Consider the following 15,380-nt stretch of genomic DNA (forward strand, 5'->3'; position numbering starts at 1 on the left):
CGTCAGGCCTCGAAGCGACCCTCTTCGAGCCGGGCCTTCATCGTGCCGAGGAACCGAGCGGCGTCGGCCCCGTCGACGATGCGGTGGTCGTACGACAGCGCGAGGTACATCATCGAGCGGACCGCGATGGTCTCGCCGCCGTCGGCGTCGGTGACGACGACCGGACGCTTGACGATCGCGCCGGTGCCGAGGATGGCGACCTGCGGCTGGTTGATGATCGGGGTGTCGAAGAGCGCCCCGCGGCTGCCGGTGTTGGTGATCGTGAAGGTGCCACCGGCCAGGTCGTCGGGCGTGATCTTGTTGCTGCGCGTGCGCGCCGCGACGTCGGCGATCGCGCGGGCGAGCCCGGCGATGTTGAGGCCGCCGGCGTTCTTCACGACCGGGACGAGCAGGCCCCTCTCGGTGTCCACGGCGATCGAGAGGTTCTCGCTGCCGTGGTAGACGATCTCGTCACCCTCGACGCTCGCGTTGACCATCGGGTGCGCCTTGAGGGCCTCCGTCGCGGCGAGTGCGATGAACGGCAGGAAGCTGAGCTTCGTGCCCTCGCGGGCCTCGAAGTCGCCCTTGACCCTGGCGCGCAGGCGGGCGACCTTCGTCAGGTCGACCTCCACGACGGTCGTCAGCTGCGCCGACACCTGGAGCGACTCGACCATGCGCGTGGCGATGACCTTGCGCAGGCGGCTCATCTTCTCCCGCGTGCCGCGCTTGGGAGAGACCTCCGCGGTGGCGGAGGCGCTGGGCGCGCTGGCGGCCGGGGCCGCGGCTGCGGGCTGAGCCGGAGCCGGAGGCTCGGCCGGGGCCTTGGCGGCCTCGGCAGCGTCGAGGACGTCCTGCTTGCGGATGCGGCCGCCGACCCCGGTGCCCGTGACCGAGCCGAGCTCGACGCCGTGCTGGGATGCGAGCTTGCGCACGAGCGGCGTGACGTACGCGGCTGCGTCGTCGCGCGAAGGCTCGGACACGGGCGCCGGCTGGGCCGGCTTCGCAGCCTCGGGCGACTGCTGGGCGGGCGGACGCTCGGCGTCGGCGGGCTTGCCGGCGGGCTGCGGGGTCGCCTCCTGGGCCTGCTGCTGCGCGGGCGCCTCGGCCTGTGTCTGCTGGGGCGCCGGTGCGGCCTCGGGAGCCTTCTCCGGCTCCGGGGCCTTCTCCGGCTCGGCGGCGGGTGCCGGCTCCGGGGCCTTCTCCGGCTGGGTCGCCGGGGCGCTGCCACCGACGATGGCGAGGTCGGCCCCGACCGGGACGGTGTCGTCCTCCTGGACGAGGATCTTCGTCAGCGTGCCGGCGACCGGCGACGGGATCTCGGTGTCGACCTTGTCGGTCGAGACCTCGAGCAGCGGCTCGTCGACGGCGACCTCGTCGCCCTCGGCCTTGAGCCACCGTGTGATCGTGCCCTCGGTGACGGACTCGCCGAGCGCCGGCATCGTGACCGTCTGGCCCTCGCCGCCACCGGACGGCGACGCGGCCGCCTGCGGCGCCTCTGCCTGTGCGGCCTCGGGCTCGCTCGTCGCGGGCTGCGGCTCCTGCTCGGTGCTCGGCGCCTCGGGCGCCGGCGCCGCTGCCTGCTGGTCCTGCTGCGGCGCCTGTGGCGGCTGGGCCTGGGCGGCAGGGGCCTCGCCCCCGCCGGCGGGAGCGGCGCCGTCACCGATGACGGCGAGGTCGGCGCCGACCGGCACCGTGTCGTCCTCCTGGGCGAGGATCTCCTGCAGCGTGCCCGCCACGGGTGAGGGGATCTCGGTGTCGACCTTGTCGGTCGAGACCTCGAGCAGTGGCTCATCGATCTCGACCCGGTCACCGACGTTCTTCAGCCAGCGGGTGACGGTCCCCTCGGTGACTGACTCACCCAGGGCCGGCATGGTCACGCGTTCTGACATGACGTGTTTTCTCCTCTTCCCAGTGTCTGGCTCAAGCGTGTGCGTGCAGCGGCTTGCCCGCCAAGGCCAAGTGTGCCTCGCCGAGAGCCTCGTTCTGTGTGGGGTGTGCGTGGATGAGACTGGCGACGTCCTCGGGGTGTGCTTCCCAGTTCACGACGAGCTGTGCCCCGCCGATCTGTTCGCCCATCCGGGCGCCGATCATGTGGACCCCCACGATGGGACCATCGACCCGGCGCACGAGCTTGACGAAGCCCTGCGTGCCGAGGATCTGCGACTTGCCGTTGCCACCGAGGTTGTACTCGTAGGTCGCGACGTCACCGTACTTCTCCCGGGCCTGCGGCTCGGTGAGCCCTACGCTCGCGATCTCCGGTTCGCAGTAGGTGACGCGGGGGATGCCCGTCTCCTCGATCACAGCCGGCGCGAGGCCCGCGATCTCCTCGGCGACGAAGATGCCCTGGGCGAACCCGCGGTGCGCGAGCTGCAGTCCGGGCACGATGTCGCCGACGGCGTACACGCCCTCGACGTTGGTGCGAAGTCGCTCGTCGGTCGGCACGAAGCCCCGGTCGACGGTGACGCCGGCCGCCTCGTAGCCCAGGCCCTCGGTGACGGGGCCCCGGCCGACGGCGACGAGGAGCAGGTCTGCGTCGATGGTCTCGCCGGACTCGAGCGACACCGTCACGACGTCACCCCGCTGGGTCGCACCTGCGAAACGCACACCGGTCTTGAACGCGATCTTGCGCTTGCGGAACGAGCGCTCGAGCTGCTTGCTGATGGCCTCGTCCTCGCCCGCGACGAGCCGTGGCAGCGCCTCGACGATCGTGACCTCCGAGCCGAAGCTCTTGAACACCGAGGCGAACTCGACGCCGATGACGCCACCGCCGAGGACGACGACGCGAGCCGGCACGTCATCGATACCGAGGGCCTGCTCGCTCGTCATGATGCGGCCGCCGATCTCGAGCCCGGGCAGCGACTTCGCGTAGCTGCCCGTCGCGAGCACGACGTTGCGACCGGTGATCCGGCGGTCGCCGACGACAACAGTGTGCGGCCCGTCGAGGACACCAGAGCCCTCGACGTACTCGATCTCGGCAGCCTTCACCAGACCCTGCAGGCCCTTGTAGAGACGGCTGACCACGCCGTCCTTGTACGCGTTGACACCCGTCATGTCGACCGACTCGAAGGTGGTCTTCACACCGAACGACGCGCCCTCACGGGCGACGTCGGCGACCTCGGCCGCGTGGAGCAACGCCTTCGTCGGGATGCAGCCCTGGTGGAGGCACGTGCCGCCGAGGCGTCCCTTCTCGACGAGGGCCACGGACAGGCCCAGATCCGCCGACCGGAGGGCACAGGCGTAGCCGCCCGACCCCCCACCGAGGATGACGACGTCGTAGTCGCCTGCGGCACCAGCCGACATAAGTGAGTGCTCCTTCGGGTGGGTCGCCTGCTCCGGCCGTCGTGCAGCGGAGTCCAGGGACGTGCAGGGTGAACGTCGGTGGACGCTCGGGTGGACGTGCAAGAGCATCTTGTCATTGATCGACGGAGACGTCACAGGCAGGTCACGTCGCGCGGCGTGCTGCGGTGGCGGGCACGGGTCGACCCCGTACAGTGCCGCCATGGGCTGGTTCTCACGGCGTGGCGGCCGCAAGGGCGACAGCCGCCCCGGGCGCTCCGACGGACCTCAGATGCAGATCGACCGCAAGGCGGTCGAGCAGCACCTTCGTGCGTTCGTCGACTCCCGTCGAGGCGTCGAGGCCTATGTCGAGCCGGCCACGAGCGTCACGACGACGACGATCGTGCTCATCGCCTGGGACGGCGAGTGGACGCGGCGCGCGGTCGGATCGGCCAAGGACGGCTTCGAGATGAGCCAGAAGCTCGGCATCCCCGTCTACGACGTCAACCAGACCGGCTACCCCAACCGCATGCGCGAGTGGAGCAAGCGGCGCCGGCGGGGCGACGCCTGAGCCGGCACCCGGCACACCACACGAGGCACCGCGACGATATGGGCTGGACCGCGCAGCGGTTGGCTGACAGGGTGAAAAGGCGTTCAGTCCGTGCCGGATTCGGCGCCACAGCACACAGGAGGTACTCGAATGTCGAAGCAGGATGGCGCAGCGGGCGGTCCCAGCGAGGAGATGAAGGCCAAGTTCCGGGCCGCCCTCGACAAGAAGCACGCGCACGGCGGCAAGGACGTCTCCGACGACCACGACCGCTCCAAGGTGCACGGGGCGCACGGCCCGGCCAAGGCCCAGCAGATGTTCCGCCGCAAGTCCGGCGGCTGACCCGCACCCCCAACCGTCGAGAGGCCACTTCTCGTGGCCCACTCACCGTCGAAAGGCCAGAACGTGCGACACGTTCTGGCCTTTCGACTGTCCTCACCCGACGAGAGATGGCCTCTCGACGGGCCGGGCCCGTCAGGCGTACGACTCGGCGAGGCCGACGAGCGTACGGACGCCGAAGCCCGTGCCGCCCTTGGGCCAGTAGCCCGCCGGCGCCTTGTCGTTGAAGGCAGGGCCGGCGATGTCGAGGTGGCCCCACGGGATGCCCTCACCGACGAACTCTCCGAGGAAGAGGCCAGCCGTGAGCATGCCGCCCTCGGCGCCGCCCTTGTGCGCGAGGTCGGCGTTGATCGACTCGAGGCCCGGGCGCAGCTCGTTGGGCAAGGGCATCGGCCACATCGACTCGCCCACCGACTGCGCTGCCTCGAGCAGGCGGGTGCGGAAGTCCTCGTCGTTGCCCATGACCGCAGCGGTGTTCGCGAGCGCGATGACCTGGGCCCCGGTCAGCGTCGCGATGTCGACGATCGCGTCGGGCTTGCTCTCCGACGCGAGCGCGATGCAGTCGCCGAGCACCATGCGACCCTCGGCATCGGTGTTGAGCACCTCGACGGTCTTGCCGCCGCGCATCGTCACGACGTCGCTCGGGCGCTGCGCGGTGGAGCTCGGCATGTTCTCGGCGAGGCCGAGGTAGCCGGTGACGGTGATGGGCAGGCCCAGCTCGGCGATCGCCAGGACCGCGCCCGCGACGGCGGCGGCACCGGCCATGTCGCACTTCATCGTCAGCATGCCGTTCGCCGGCTTGATGCACAGGCCGCCGGAGTCGAAGGTGATGCCCTTGCCGACGAACGCGATGGACGCCTTGGACCGCGAGGGCGTGTAGCTGAGGACGGCGATGCGCGGCTCGTTGGCCGAACCCTGCCCGACGCCGACCGTGCCGCCGAAGCCGCCGGCTCGCAGCGCCTTCATGTCGTACGACTTGAGCTTGACCTTCGTGCCCTTGATGCGGTCCGCGAGGGAGTCGACGAACGTCGCCGGGTAGAGCAGGTTCGGCGGGAGGTTCACGAGGTCGCGCGTGTAGGCGACGGCCTCACCGATCGCCGCGGCCCGCTTGACGGCCCTGCGAGATGCCGCATCGGCCGGACCGACGAGGGCGACCGCGTCGACGGCATCGGTGCTCGTCGTGCCGGCCTTCGACACGGCATATGCGCCGAGGGCGACACCCTCGGCGACGGCCGCCACGAGCTCGACCGACGTCCCGGGGACGACGACGGCGACCTTCTTCTTCTTGGTCAGCGTCCGGATCGCGGCGCCGAAACCCTTGCGGACCTCCTCGAGGGCAACAGGGTCGGTCCCGAGCTCCCCGACGCCGGCGAGCACGAGAAGCTTGGCGGTCACCTCGGGCACGGCGGCGATGGTTGTCACCTCACCGACCTTCCCGGCCAGCTCGAGGTCGGCGACGACGGACTTGAGGTGCGAGACCGTCTTGCGCGGCAGGCCGTGACCCGGCGCCAGGGCGGCTGCGCCGTTTCCGGAGCCGAGCGCGACGACGAGCGCGTCGCCAGGGGTGTCGGCGGCCGAGCGGTTCGAGATGGTCAGGTTGGCCACGAAGGACTCCTTTGTCGAGGTGCTTGTGGGCGCACGAGTCACAGCGCGTCCTGAGGGGCGTCGGGTCGGTGGTGGTGCACGTGGTGGTGCGGACGACGCTGCCGCTGGTGGCGGCGCTCGATGATAACGAGCAGAAGCGGCATACCCGCTGGGCGGTAGGTTGGCGCCCATGACGACAGCGACGTCGGGGACGACCTCCCCGCTCACCTCCCCGCTCCACGACCGCCACGTCGCCCTCGGAGCCAAGATGGCCGACTTCGGCGGTTGGGACATGCCGATCGAGTACCCGGGCGGAGGTGTCGTCGCCGAGCACACCGCGGTGCGCGAGCGCGTCGGGATCTTCGACGTGAGCCACCTCGGCAAGGCGTCCGTGACGGGACCGGGCGCTGCCGACTTCGTCAACGCGTGCCTCACCAACGACGTCCGGCGCATCCAGCCGGGCTCGGCCCAGTACACCCTGTGCTGCGACGACGCGGGCGGGGTGGTCGACGACCTCATCGTGTACCTCAAGTCAGACGACGACGTCTTCCTCATCCCCAACGCCGCGAACACAGCAGAGGTCGTGCGCCGCCTCGAGGCCGCCGCGCCCGAGGGCATCACGGTGACGAACCTGCACCGCGACTACGGCGTCATCGCCGTGCAGGGCACGAAGAGCGACGAGGTGCTCGACTCGCTCGGCCTGCCGACCGGTCACGACTACATGTCGTTCGTCGAGGCCGACTGGCAGGGGCAGCCGGTCATCGTCTGCCGCACGGGTTACACCGGCGAGCGCGGCTACGAGCTCGTGCCGCGCCGGGACGACACGCCGGCCCTGTGGGATGCGCTCGTCGCCGCGCTCGAGCCCTTCGGGGGTATGCCGTGTGGCCTGGGCGCGCGCGACACGCTGCGCACCGAGATGGGCTACCCGTTGCACGGGCAGGACCTCTCGCTCGAGATCTCACCCGTCCAGGCGCGGGCCGGCTGGGCGGTCGGATGGAAGAAGGAGACCTTCTGGGGCAAGTCCGCGCTCGAGGCCGAGCGGGCCAACCCGACCCGGCTCATGCGCGGTCTGCTCGTGACGGGTCGCGGCATACCCCGCCCGCACTGCACGGTGTCGTGGAACGGCTCGGCCGCCGGTGAGGTCACGTCGGGCACGTTCTCGCCGACTCTCAAGCAGGGCATCGCACTGGCCCTGCTCACACCGGAGATCGCCGACGGCGAGACCGTCACGGTCGACGTGCGCGGGCGCGCGGTGGAGGCGACGGTCGTCAAGCCGCCGTTCGTGCAGGTGCAGGTCCGCGAGTCCTGACCGGCGCCGCAAGCCCACGGGCCGGCTAGTGCAGGGCGAAGCGGCGGCGGCCGTGGCGGTCGAGGATCGCGGCCAGCTGCTCGCCGTCGAGGGCGTGGACCGTGAGGCCGTCGCGCCCGGTCATCGTCTCGGCCTGGAGCATCGCGTTGAGGATCGCCTCGGCGGTTGCCTCGATGACCGCGCCGAACAGGGCGTCGAAGTACTCGAGCGCGAGCATCTCGACCTGCATGCCGATCTCCGTGCGGGCGCCGGGCCCCTGGTCCGGCATGCCGTGCGCGGCGGTGGAGAACGCGATCATGAGGTCGCCGGAGTAGTTGTCGCCACGAGCGCCGAACTTCGCGATGCCGAGGCCGGCGCGCTGGGCGAGCCGGTTGAGCTGATGGGGGAGCAGCGGGGCGTCCGTCGCGACGACGGCGAGCACCGAGCCCGTGCCCGGTGGCGGCACGCGGGTGATCTCGGACATGCGCGGGAACGGCACGGCCTTCTTCGTCAGGACGTGCCCGACGGGCACCCCGTTGACCTCGAAGTGCTTGCGGTCGCCGTGGTTGGCCTGCACGAGCACGCCGATCGTGAAGTGCCGGTGTCCGAGGTCGACGACACGGGACGCCGTGCCGGTGCCGCCCTTGAAGCCGTAGCACTGTGTGCCGGTGCCGCCGCCGACGTTGCCCTCGGCGACGGGGCCCGTGCGCGCGTCGTCGAAGGCGGCGTACACGTGCTCGCGGGTCACGTGCTGGCCGCTGATGTCGTTGAGGATGCCGTCCCACGTCTCGCCGACGACGGGGAGCATGATCGGCATCCGGCCCGGGAGCTGGGTCTCGCGGGCGATGAGCGAGTCGCGCACGACACCGACGCTGTCGGTGTTGGTCAGCGCGATGGGGCTCGAGAGCATGCCCGACTCGTGCAGCCACTCGAGACCGGTCAGCTCGCCGAAGCCGTTGAGCCGGTGGTAGCCGGCGAAGACGGGCTCGGTCGACGCGCGTCCGCCGTGGGGCCGGACGACGGTGACGCCGGTGCGCACGGGGCCCTGCCCCACGAGGAGGTCACCCTCGCCGTGGACGATCGTGCTGTACCCGACGCGAACCCCCTCGACGTCGGTGATCGCGTTGAGGGGACCCGAGCAGCCGGTCCCGATCTCGATCCCGACATCGGCGGCTCGCACGCGGTCTCCTCCTCGTCCCCCGCGGGCCGGCGGGGCCGGTGCTGCGGATAGCATCTGGCTCATCGATCTGGCATGTCACCGAGTGGTCGCCCGACGCAGGCGGGCTCGGCCCGCCCACGATGTCGAGAAGGGTAACCCGTTTTGACTGAAGCACGCGATCCGCTCCGTGCCCGCCTGGCGCTGGCCACGGGACGGTTGGCGGGACGGCTCTCGCAAGCCCTCGGCAAGGGTTCGGGTTCGATGATCGGAGGCCGTCTGGCACTGCGCGTCGACCCCCAGGTGCTGCACGCCGTGAGCGGTGACCGGTGCAGCGTCCTCGTCACCGGCACGAACGGCAAGAGCACCGTGACGGCCCTTGTCGCTGCGGCGATCTCGCCCGGTGGCGCGGTCGTCAGCAACACGACGGGGGCCAACATGACCGACGGCATCGTCACCGCACTCTCCGGCGACCGCCTGTCGCCGCTCGCCGCTCTCGAGGTCGACGAGGTCTACCTCGAGCCGGTGGCACGGGGCACGCGCCCCAAGGCCGTCGTCGTGCTCAACAGCTCGCGCGAGTACACGCGAGGGGTCTCCCTCAAGAGCACCCTCGAGCACTGGCGGCGCACCGCCGCCGGCCTGCCCGAGGACTGCGTGGCCATCGTCAACGTGGACGACCCGCTCGTCAGCTGGGCGTTCGAGACGGCACCCCGTCGCATCGGCGTCAGCGGCGGCCTCTACTGGCGCGGCGACGCCCTCGTCTGCCCGGCGTGCGGTGCCCTGCAGGACTTCACGGACGACTCCTGGAGCTGCCCGGGGTGCCAGCGGTCCCGCCCCGAGCCCGACTGGAAGGTCGTCCCCGACGGTGACGGCTGGGCCGTCGAGCACGCCGGAGCACGCACGCGCATCGAGGTCACCGTCCCGGGGCGCACGGGTCCGGTCGGGGGAGCCTTCGCCCTGGCGGCGGCGGACGCCCTCGGAGTCGACGTCGACACCGCGGCGCAGCGCGTCAGCGCCGTCGCCGACGTCGACGGCCGGTATGCGCCGTACCGGGTCGGCGAGCACGACGCGCGCCTGCTCATGTTGAAGAACCCCGCGGGGTGGGCGGAGGCGATCGACGTCGTCGTCACGACCGGCCGGCCGCTCGTCGTCGCCGTCGACCCGTTCGGACCCAAGGACACGGCGACGATGTGGGAGGCACCGTTCCAGCGCCTCGCTGGCCACCGGGTCGCCGTCACTGGCGGCCGCACGGCTGATGCCGTCGCGGTCCTCGAGGCCGCGGGTGTCGACGTCGTCGAGGCGGCGGACCTCGAGTCGGCGCTGCGCCGGCATGCGCCCGGCGAGGTGATCGTCGCGTGCAACTACCCCGCCTTCCGACGCATCTCCAAGCACCTCCGAGGAGGCACCCATTGAGCCCGGCACTCACCGTCGCGACGCTCTTTCCCTTGGCGACGGTCGCGGCGGCCGACGAGGCGAACGCCGCTGCGCTCGTGCGTCGAGGGGCCGCGCGTGACCTCACGGTCGAGACCGTCACCGTCGACCGCGCCGACTCCTTCGTCGACGCCGACGTCTACCTCGTCGGCGGCACCGGGCGCGGGGGCGTCGGAGCGCTCGTCGAGGCCCTGGGCTCGACCGACCTCCTCGCTCGTGTCGCGGACGGGGCGGTGCTCTTCGCCGTCGACGCCGGCCTCGACGCCGTCGCGCGCTCGTGGGTCGACGCGTCTGGCGGGCGGCACAAGGGACTCGGCCTCGCTCCCGTCACCGTGCACGCCGCATCCGAGTCGACGGGCACCGTCGTGACGCAGCCTGATCCCTCGCTCGACCTGCCGGCCCTGGTCGGCTGGGAGGCCAACGACCTGCGAACGGTGCGCGAGGACGGCGCCCGCCCCCTGTTCACGCTCGAGATCGGAGCCGGCAACCGGACCGACGAGCCCGACGGTGCCGCAGCCGAGGGCGTTCTCGCCGGCTCGGTCATGGGCACGCGGCTGCATGGTCCGCTCCTCGCGCTGAACCCCGAGCTCGCCGACCTCGTGCTGGCCCGCGCCACCGGCCGTGACGAGCCGTGGACGACCCTCCAGTCCGGGTCGGTGGAGCGGGCCCGCCGCGAACGCATCGCCGAGACGCGTCGGGGGGCCCGGCGCACCGACTGGCGACGCCGGCTGCCGAAGTCGCTGGCCGCTCGCCTGCGCGGCTGACGCGAACCCGCCCCACCGCCGTCGAGAGGTCAGTATCTGGCGGCTGACCGCCGTCGAGAGGCCAGTTCCCGCGTCGAGCGTGGCCACTCGACGGGACCGGCGGCGGGTCAGCTCGAGGACGAGATGACCGACGCGGCGACGAGGGCTACGGCGAGCGAGATCTCGATGGCGGCACCGATGACGTCGCCCGTGACACCTCCCAGGCGGCGCACCGCGTGCCGCCGCACGACGACCGCCGCGGCAACTGCAGCCACGACGACGCCCGGGAGGGCCAGGGCGGCATTCGAGGGGCCGGGGACGAGGAGCCCGAGGGCGCCGGCCGCGACGACGACCCCCGCGACGAGACCCAGGAGATGCGACCTCGACACCGTGCCGGCGACTCCCTGACCCAGGCCTTCGGTGCGCGCAGGGGGTATGCCGTCCCGCGCGCACAGCGCGCACGCCAGTCGGCTCGCGACCAGGGCGGCGACCGCGAGTGCGATGCCAGTCGGCGACCCGAGCAGGGAGGCGAGGCACGCGACGTCGAGCAGCAGAACCAGCATGACCGCGGCCACCCCGGCCGGCCCGGTGTCGCCACGACGCATGACCTCGAGCGACCGGGTCGGGTCATGGCTGGACGTCAGCCCGTCGGCAAGGTCCGCCAGTCCGTCGAGGTGCAGGGCGCGTGACACGAGCGCCGTGGTGAGCACGGCCAGCACCGAGGCGACGAGCGGTGGCACGAGACCGGTGCCCACGAGGACTCCGAGCAGGACCCAGACGAGAGCGGCCGGTACAGCGGTGACGGGTGCGAGCAGCATGGCGCGCCCGAGGACACGGTCGTCCACGTGCCGAGGGGGAGCGGTGCGAAGCGCCGTGAAGGTCCCTACCGCGAGCCGCCACGCGTCACGCATCGAGCGTCCTCGGCCGCGGCTCGTGCGGCACGACGGGGGCGCTGCTCAGGTCGAGGACCCGACCCGCGACGACGAGATGGACGCGGGCAGACACGCCCGCCACGGCGGCGTTGAGGCGGCCCAGCTCATCCTGAAAGAACCGCCCGGATGCTGTCGTCGGGACGAGCGACCAGCCGACCTCGTTGGTCACGACGACGACGGGAACGCTTGTGGCACAGAGGGACTCAATGAGCCGTGCGCCCGCGTCACGAACCGTCGTGGCGGCCGTGACGAGGTCGTCCCACCCGGTCTCGTCGACGACAGCCGTGAGCCACGTGCCGAGGCAGTCGACGAGCACCGGGCCCGTGGCAGCGTCGATGACCCCAGCCACGTCGACGGTCTCGACCGTGCCCCACGACTCTGGTCGGCGAACCCGGTGGCTCGCCACGCGGCGACTCCACTCGGGGTCGCTCGGGTCTGCCCGGCGCCCTGTTGCGACGTACGTGACCGAGGCGCTGTCCCACAGGAGGTCCTCGGCGTGACGACTCTTGCCGCTGCGCACGGGGCCTGTCACCAGGGTTGTCGTGCGTGCGGCGGCGGTCATCGCCGGCCCCCCGTGTCCTGGAGCGCGGCGGGAGCCCCGGGCGGCGCGAAGACCACCGGTACGCCGAACGCCGCCCGCCGTGCCGCCCGGCGGAAGACCCGCAGCAGGGCTGGGCCGGCGAGCAGCACGAGGACGGCGTTGAGAAGACCGCGCGGAAGGTCCCAGCCAAGTGAGGTCGACAGGTAGAAGAGGCCGTAGTGGCCGAGGTTCTCGAGGAGTGGTGCGCCCGGCACGAAGCCCATCCCGGTCGGGGCGTTCACGCCGAGGAACGGCCAGAACCACAGGTTCATGAAGAGGCCGTACGCGAGTCCCGTGACGAGGGCGTACGCGGCGAGCACCCATCGCTCCACCCAGCCACCCGATCGCACCGGCAGGAGCCCTGCGCCCAGCCCGATTCCGCCTGCGCAGATCATCTGGAACGGCAACCACGGTCCCACTCCGCCGGTGAGCAGGGCACCCGTCGTGACCGCCAGCGCTCCCGAGACGAAGCCGACGCCCGGCCCCAGTACGCGCCCGGCGACGATGACGACGAAGAACATCGGCTCCAGACCTGCCGTGCCCGCGCTGAGCAGACGCAGTGCGCCTCCGGCGGCCGCCGCGACGCCGAGGACGGCGATGGTCTTGGCGTCGAGGCGCCCGGCGGTCACCTCCGCGAGGCACACGACGGCGAGCAGGCCGAGCAGGAGGGCGAAGAGCCACGGGGCGTCGTTGCCGTGGTCGCGGGCGAAGTCCCCGGTGACGAAGAACGGCCAGGTGAAGGCGACCAGCCCGACGACCCCGACCACGGTGACCGCGACGACGGCCGGCCAGCGCAGCGGGATGACGCGCGCGCCGGTCACGCCGGCCTCCCCAGGGCGGCCGCCACCTCGGCGACCGTGAGCCAGGTCTGGGGGAGCAGGACCTTCGTCACCTGGGGGGCGAAGGCCGGCGAGGAGGCGAGGACGTCACGGGCGGGTCCGTCCGTGACGACCTCGCCGTCAGCGAGGATGACGACCCGGTCCGCGACCTCGGCCGCGAGCTCGACGTCGTGCGTGGCGAGCAGGACGGTCGTGCCGTGCGCCGCGAGGCCGGTGAGGACCTCACCGAGCCGCTTCTTCGCCCCGTAGTCGAGGCCGCGCGTGGGCTCGTCGAGCAGGAGCACCTCGGGCGAGCCGGCCAGGATGACGGCGAGGGCGAGCTCGAGCCGCTGTCCCTCGGACAGGTCGCGCGGGTGTGCCGCCGGTGCGATGCCACCGGAGATGCGGTCGAGGAGAGCGCGGGCCGTGCCGGGAGCGGCGCCGAAGTCCGCGTCGGCTGCCGCGCACTCGCCCGCGACGGACTCGGCGTAGAGGAGCAGCTCGGGCTGTTGCGGCACGAGGCCCACCGTACGCACGCGCTCGCGCGGCGGCGTCGTGTGCGGGTCGACGGCACGCGCGCCGAGCGTGACCCGGCCCGAGGCCAGCCGGTGCTGTGCCGCGATCGCCCCGAGAAGGGTGGACTTGCCGGCTCCGTTGCGGCCCATGAGCGTCGTGATGGACCCGCGCGCCACGGACAGGTCGAGCGCGTCGAGGACGACCCGGCCCCCGCGCGAGACGCGGATGCCGGAGACCGTGACGGCGTCCGCGGTCCCGATGGCACGCAGGGCGGCGACGGGGGAGGGCGTCCGCGAACCGAGCTCGTCGCGCAGGGCAGCGGCCCGGCGACGCGCATCGCGAATCGACAACGGTGTCGGTGACCAGCCGGCGAGCCGGGACAGCCCCACGACGGGCGGATAGATCTGTGACTGACGCATCGCCTCGGCCGGGTCGAGCAGCTCGGAGACGTGGCCGTCGTCGACGAGCACGACCCGGTCGGCGTGGTGGACCACGCGCTCGAGACGGTGCTCGGCCAGCACCACCGTGACCCCGAGGTCGTGGACGATGCGGTGCAGCGAGGCCAGGACGTCTTCGGCCGCAACCGGATCCAGCGCCGAGGTGGGCTCGTCGAGCACGAGGACGCGTGGTCCAGCCGCGAAGAGGGCGGCGATGGCGACGCGCTGCTGCTGCCCGCCGGAGAGGGTCGTCAGCGAGCGCGCCCGCAGCGGCGTCAGACCGAAGAGGTCGAGTGTCTCCTCGACGCGACGCCGGATCGTCGTCGAGTCGAGCCCCATCGTCTCCATGCCGTAGGCCACCTCGTCCTCGACGACGTCGGTGACGAACGTCGACGACGGGTCCTGCTCGACGAGGCCGACGACCGTCGCGAGGTCGCGCGGCCGGTGGTCGGACGTGGACAGGCCGTCGACCGTGACCCGTCCCGTCAGGGTGCCGCCGCTGAAGTGCGGGACCAGTCCGTTGATGGTGCGCAGCAACGTCGACTTGCCGCTGCCCGTCGGCCCGACCACGAGGACCAGCTCGCCCTCTGGGACCTCGAGCGTGACGTCGCGCAGGCTCGGGGTCGGGGCGTCGGCATACTGCACCGACACGTGCTCGAAGGTGATCACGCCGCCACCTCCCGGGGACGCGGCGTGAACCACGCCGGGGCGGCGGCCACGAGCACGGCGACGACCGCGAGGAGCGGCACCGCCGGGAGCGTGGCCCGTTGGCTGGGCACGAGGCCAACCCAGCCGAGAACGGACGCGACGACGAGGACCACGCCAGGCGCGGAGCCGGCGACGACGGTCATGGACTCCGTCCACGACCACCGGTCCCGGCGATGACCCGATCTCGGGTCGCGCGAGGCGCCGACGACGAGGCTCGAGGCCGCGATCAGCGCGCCCAGGACCAGGACGGGCAGGCCGAGGACGCCCCCGGCCGACGCGTCGAGCAGGCCGTAGAGACCGGCGAGCACGCCGACGAGACCGGTGAGGGCCAGCGCGGTGGCCGTTCGCCGGGTGCCGACCGTCGACCGGACCACGCGGCCGTAGCCCCTCGACTCCATCGATGCGGCGAGCCCGAGCGAGCGCTCGAAGGCCGTCTCGAGGACGGGCACGGTCAGGCGAGCCATCTCGCGGACTCCGCGGCCGTCGCGGCCGCGGAGGGTGCGTGCCGCACGGACCTGCCGGGCGTCGGTGAGCAGCTGGGGGGCGAAGGTCAGGCCGACGACGACGGCGGTGCCCACGTCGTAGAGCGTGGCCGGCAGGTAGCGGAGCAGGCGCCGTGGGCTCGCGAGCGCGTTGGCGGCACCGAGGCACGTGAGGACGGCGGCGAGACGCAGCGCGTCGTAGACGGCATACAGCAGGGACTCGAGCATGACCGGCCCGCCGAGGCGGACACTGGCCGCCCACTCGGGCAGCGGCACGCGCGGGAGCGTCACGAGCACGGTCTGGCCCGCGATGCCGTTGCCGAGCAGGGCCGTCATGACGACGCGGAAGGCCACGATGACCGCGCCGATGACGAGGAACGCCGGCAGCGGGTTGACTGTCGCGGGGTCGCGCCGCTCCGTGACGACGAGGACGCAGACCCCGATGACAAGGAGCAGGAGCACGGGGTTCGTCGTGCGCGACGCGGCCGTGGCCAGTCCGAGCCCCCACAGCCACCAGGCCGCGGGGTGCTGGAGCCTCGCACGTTGCTGCATCACGCCGGTCGT

At 72.2% G+C, this 15,380-nt stretch carries 14 protein-coding genes; 5 read left to right on the forward strand and 9 right to left on the reverse strand.

Features of this window, described 5'->3' with window-relative positions; genetic code table 11:
* Window positions 1-2: 2 nt before the first annotated feature.
* Both sucB and lpdA read right to left on the reverse strand, forming a co-directional pair.
* Window positions 3-1,868 carry a 2-oxoglutarate dehydrogenase, E2 component, dihydrolipoamide succinyltransferase gene (sucB, locus tag ACFQU3_RS02785; RefSeq protein ID WP_385906136.1) on the reverse strand — a complete coding sequence of 622 codons (1,866 nt, stop codon included), beginning with the start codon at window positions 1,866-1,868 and terminating at the stop codon, window positions 3-5.
* A gap of 31 nt (window positions 1,869-1,899) precedes the next feature.
* The gene (gene lpdA, locus ACFQU3_RS02790) at window positions 1,900-3,279 is read right to left on the reverse strand and encodes a dihydrolipoyl dehydrogenase (protein WP_385906139.1); all 1,380 of its coding nucleotides are present in this window, start codon (window positions 3,277-3,279) and stop codon (window positions 1,900-1,902) included.
* 199 nt (window positions 3,280-3,478) lie between these two features.
* On the opposite strand from lpdA, the gene ACFQU3_RS02795 reads away from it, so the two are divergent.
* Window positions 3,479-3,826, forward strand: a complete 348-nt coding sequence (locus ACFQU3_RS02795) for a hypothetical protein (RefSeq protein ID WP_385906142.1) — start codon at window positions 3,479-3,481, stop codon at window positions 3,824-3,826.
* Between the two features lie 129 nt (window positions 3,827-3,955).
* Entirely contained in the window at window positions 3,956-4,144 is a 189-nt protein-coding gene (locus ACFQU3_RS02800) for a DUF5302 domain-containing protein (RefSeq protein ID WP_385906144.1), read from the forward strand.
* A gap of 132 nt (window positions 4,145-4,276) precedes the next feature.
* Here ACFQU3_RS02800 and ACFQU3_RS02805 read toward each other — a convergent pair whose 3' ends face one another.
* Window positions 4,277-5,746, reverse strand: coding sequence for a leucyl aminopeptidase (locus ACFQU3_RS02805; RefSeq protein WP_385906147.1), 1,470 nt, complete (start codon window positions 5,744-5,746; stop codon window positions 4,277-4,279).
* A 169-nt stretch (window positions 5,747-5,915) separates the two neighbouring features.
* Between ACFQU3_RS02805 and gcvT the strand changes: the two genes are divergently transcribed.
* A complete protein-coding gene (gcvT, locus tag ACFQU3_RS02810; RefSeq protein ID WP_385906149.1) occupies window positions 5,916-7,034 on the forward strand; it encodes a glycine cleavage system aminomethyltransferase GcvT in 1,119 nt (372 codons plus the stop codon).
* A gap of 25 nt (window positions 7,035-7,059) precedes the next feature.
* On the opposite strand, the gene ACFQU3_RS02815 is transcribed toward gcvT, so the two are convergent.
* Window positions 7,060-8,193 (reverse strand): P1 family peptidase, encoded by a 1,134-nt coding sequence (locus ACFQU3_RS02815; RefSeq protein ID WP_385906152.1) that lies wholly within the window; start codon window positions 8,191-8,193, stop codon window positions 7,060-7,062.
* 240 nt (window positions 8,194-8,433) lie between these two features.
* Here ACFQU3_RS02815 and ACFQU3_RS02820 point away from each other — a divergent pair, with 240 nt between their 5' ends.
* Together ACFQU3_RS02820 and ACFQU3_RS02825 are read left to right on the forward strand one after the other, a co-directional pair.
* Window positions 8,434-9,582: a hypothetical protein gene (locus tag ACFQU3_RS02820; RefSeq protein ID WP_385906155.1), complete on the forward strand. Its 1,149-nt coding sequence runs from the start codon at window positions 8,434-8,436 to the stop codon at window positions 9,580-9,582.
* Window positions 9,579-10,364 (forward strand): hypothetical protein, encoded by a 786-nt coding sequence (locus ACFQU3_RS02825; protein ID WP_385906158.1) that lies wholly within the window; start codon window positions 9,579-9,581, stop codon window positions 10,362-10,364. Before ACFQU3_RS02820 ends, ACFQU3_RS02825 begins: the two co-directional genes overlap by 4 nt.
* A gap of 107 nt (window positions 10,365-10,471) precedes the next feature.
* Here ACFQU3_RS02825 and ACFQU3_RS02830 read toward each other — a convergent pair whose 3' ends face one another.
* From ACFQU3_RS02830 to ACFQU3_RS02850, 5 genes are read right to left on the reverse strand one after another with little or no spacing between them, the layout of a single operon-like run.
* A complete protein-coding gene (locus ACFQU3_RS02830) occupies window positions 10,472-11,254 on the reverse strand; it encodes an adenosylcobinamide-GDP ribazoletransferase (RefSeq protein WP_385906161.1) in 783 nt (260 codons plus the stop codon).
* Window positions 11,247-11,837 (reverse strand): bifunctional adenosylcobinamide kinase/adenosylcobinamide-phosphate guanylyltransferase, encoded by a 591-nt coding sequence (locus ACFQU3_RS02835; RefSeq protein WP_385906163.1) that lies wholly within the window; start codon window positions 11,835-11,837, stop codon window positions 11,247-11,249. The genes ACFQU3_RS02830 and ACFQU3_RS02835 overlap by 8 nt, the downstream gene beginning before the upstream one ends.
* Entirely contained in the window at window positions 11,834-12,676 is an 843-nt protein-coding gene (locus tag ACFQU3_RS02840) for an ECF transporter S component (protein ID WP_385906166.1), read from the reverse strand. The genes ACFQU3_RS02835 and ACFQU3_RS02840 overlap by 4 nt, the downstream gene beginning before the upstream one ends.
* The gene (locus ACFQU3_RS02845; protein WP_385906169.1) at window positions 12,673-14,295 is read right to left on the reverse strand and encodes an ABC transporter ATP-binding protein; all 1,623 of its coding nucleotides are present in this window, start codon (window positions 14,293-14,295) and stop codon (window positions 12,673-12,675) included. Before ACFQU3_RS02845 ends, ACFQU3_RS02840 begins: the two co-directional genes overlap by 4 nt.
* On the reverse strand, window positions 14,292-15,368 hold the full coding sequence (locus ACFQU3_RS02850; protein WP_385906601.1) for an energy-coupling factor transporter transmembrane component T: 1,077 nt from the start codon (window positions 15,366-15,368) through the stop codon (window positions 14,292-14,294). Before ACFQU3_RS02850 ends, ACFQU3_RS02845 begins: the two co-directional genes overlap by 4 nt.
* Window positions 15,369-15,380 lie beyond the last annotated feature (12 nt).

Origin of the sequence: Terrabacter sp. GCM10028922 (assembly GCF_042666095.1) — a bacterium.
Classification (GTDB): Bacteria; Actinomycetota; Actinomycetes; order Actinomycetales; family Dermatophilaceae; genus Terrabacter.

Coding starts and splice junctions, on each gene's coding strand:
- ACFQU3_RS02795 (WP_385906142.1), top strand. CDS start 3,479: ATGGGCTGGTTCTCACGGCGTGGCGGCCGCAAGGGCGACAGCCGCCCC.
- ACFQU3_RS02850 (WP_385906601.1), bottom strand. CDS start 15,368: ATGCAGCAACGTGCGAGGCTCCAGCACCCCGCGGCCTGGTGGCTGTGG.
- ACFQU3_RS02820 (WP_385906155.1), top strand. CDS start 8,434: ATGATCGGAGGCCGTCTGGCACTGCGCGTCGACCCCCAGGTGCTGCAC.
- ACFQU3_RS02835 (WP_385906163.1), bottom strand. CDS start 11,837: ATGACCGCCGCCGCACGCACGACAACCCTGGTGACAGGCCCCGTGCGC.
- sucB (WP_385906136.1), bottom strand. CDS start 1,868: ATGTCAGAACGCGTGACCATGCCGGCCCTGGGTGAGTCAGTCACCGAG.
- ACFQU3_RS02800 (WP_385906144.1), top strand. CDS start 3,956: ATGTCGAAGCAGGATGGCGCAGCGGGCGGTCCCAGCGAGGAGATGAAG.
- gcvT (WP_385906149.1), top strand. CDS start 5,916: ATGACGACAGCGACGTCGGGGACGACCTCCCCGCTCACCTCCCCGCTC.
- lpdA (WP_385906139.1), bottom strand. CDS start 3,279: ATGTCGGCTGGTGCCGCAGGCGACTACGACGTCGTCATCCTCGGTGGG.
- ACFQU3_RS02830 (WP_385906161.1), bottom strand. CDS start 11,254: ATGCGTGACGCGTGGCGGCTCGCGGTAGGGACCTTCACGGCGCTTCGC.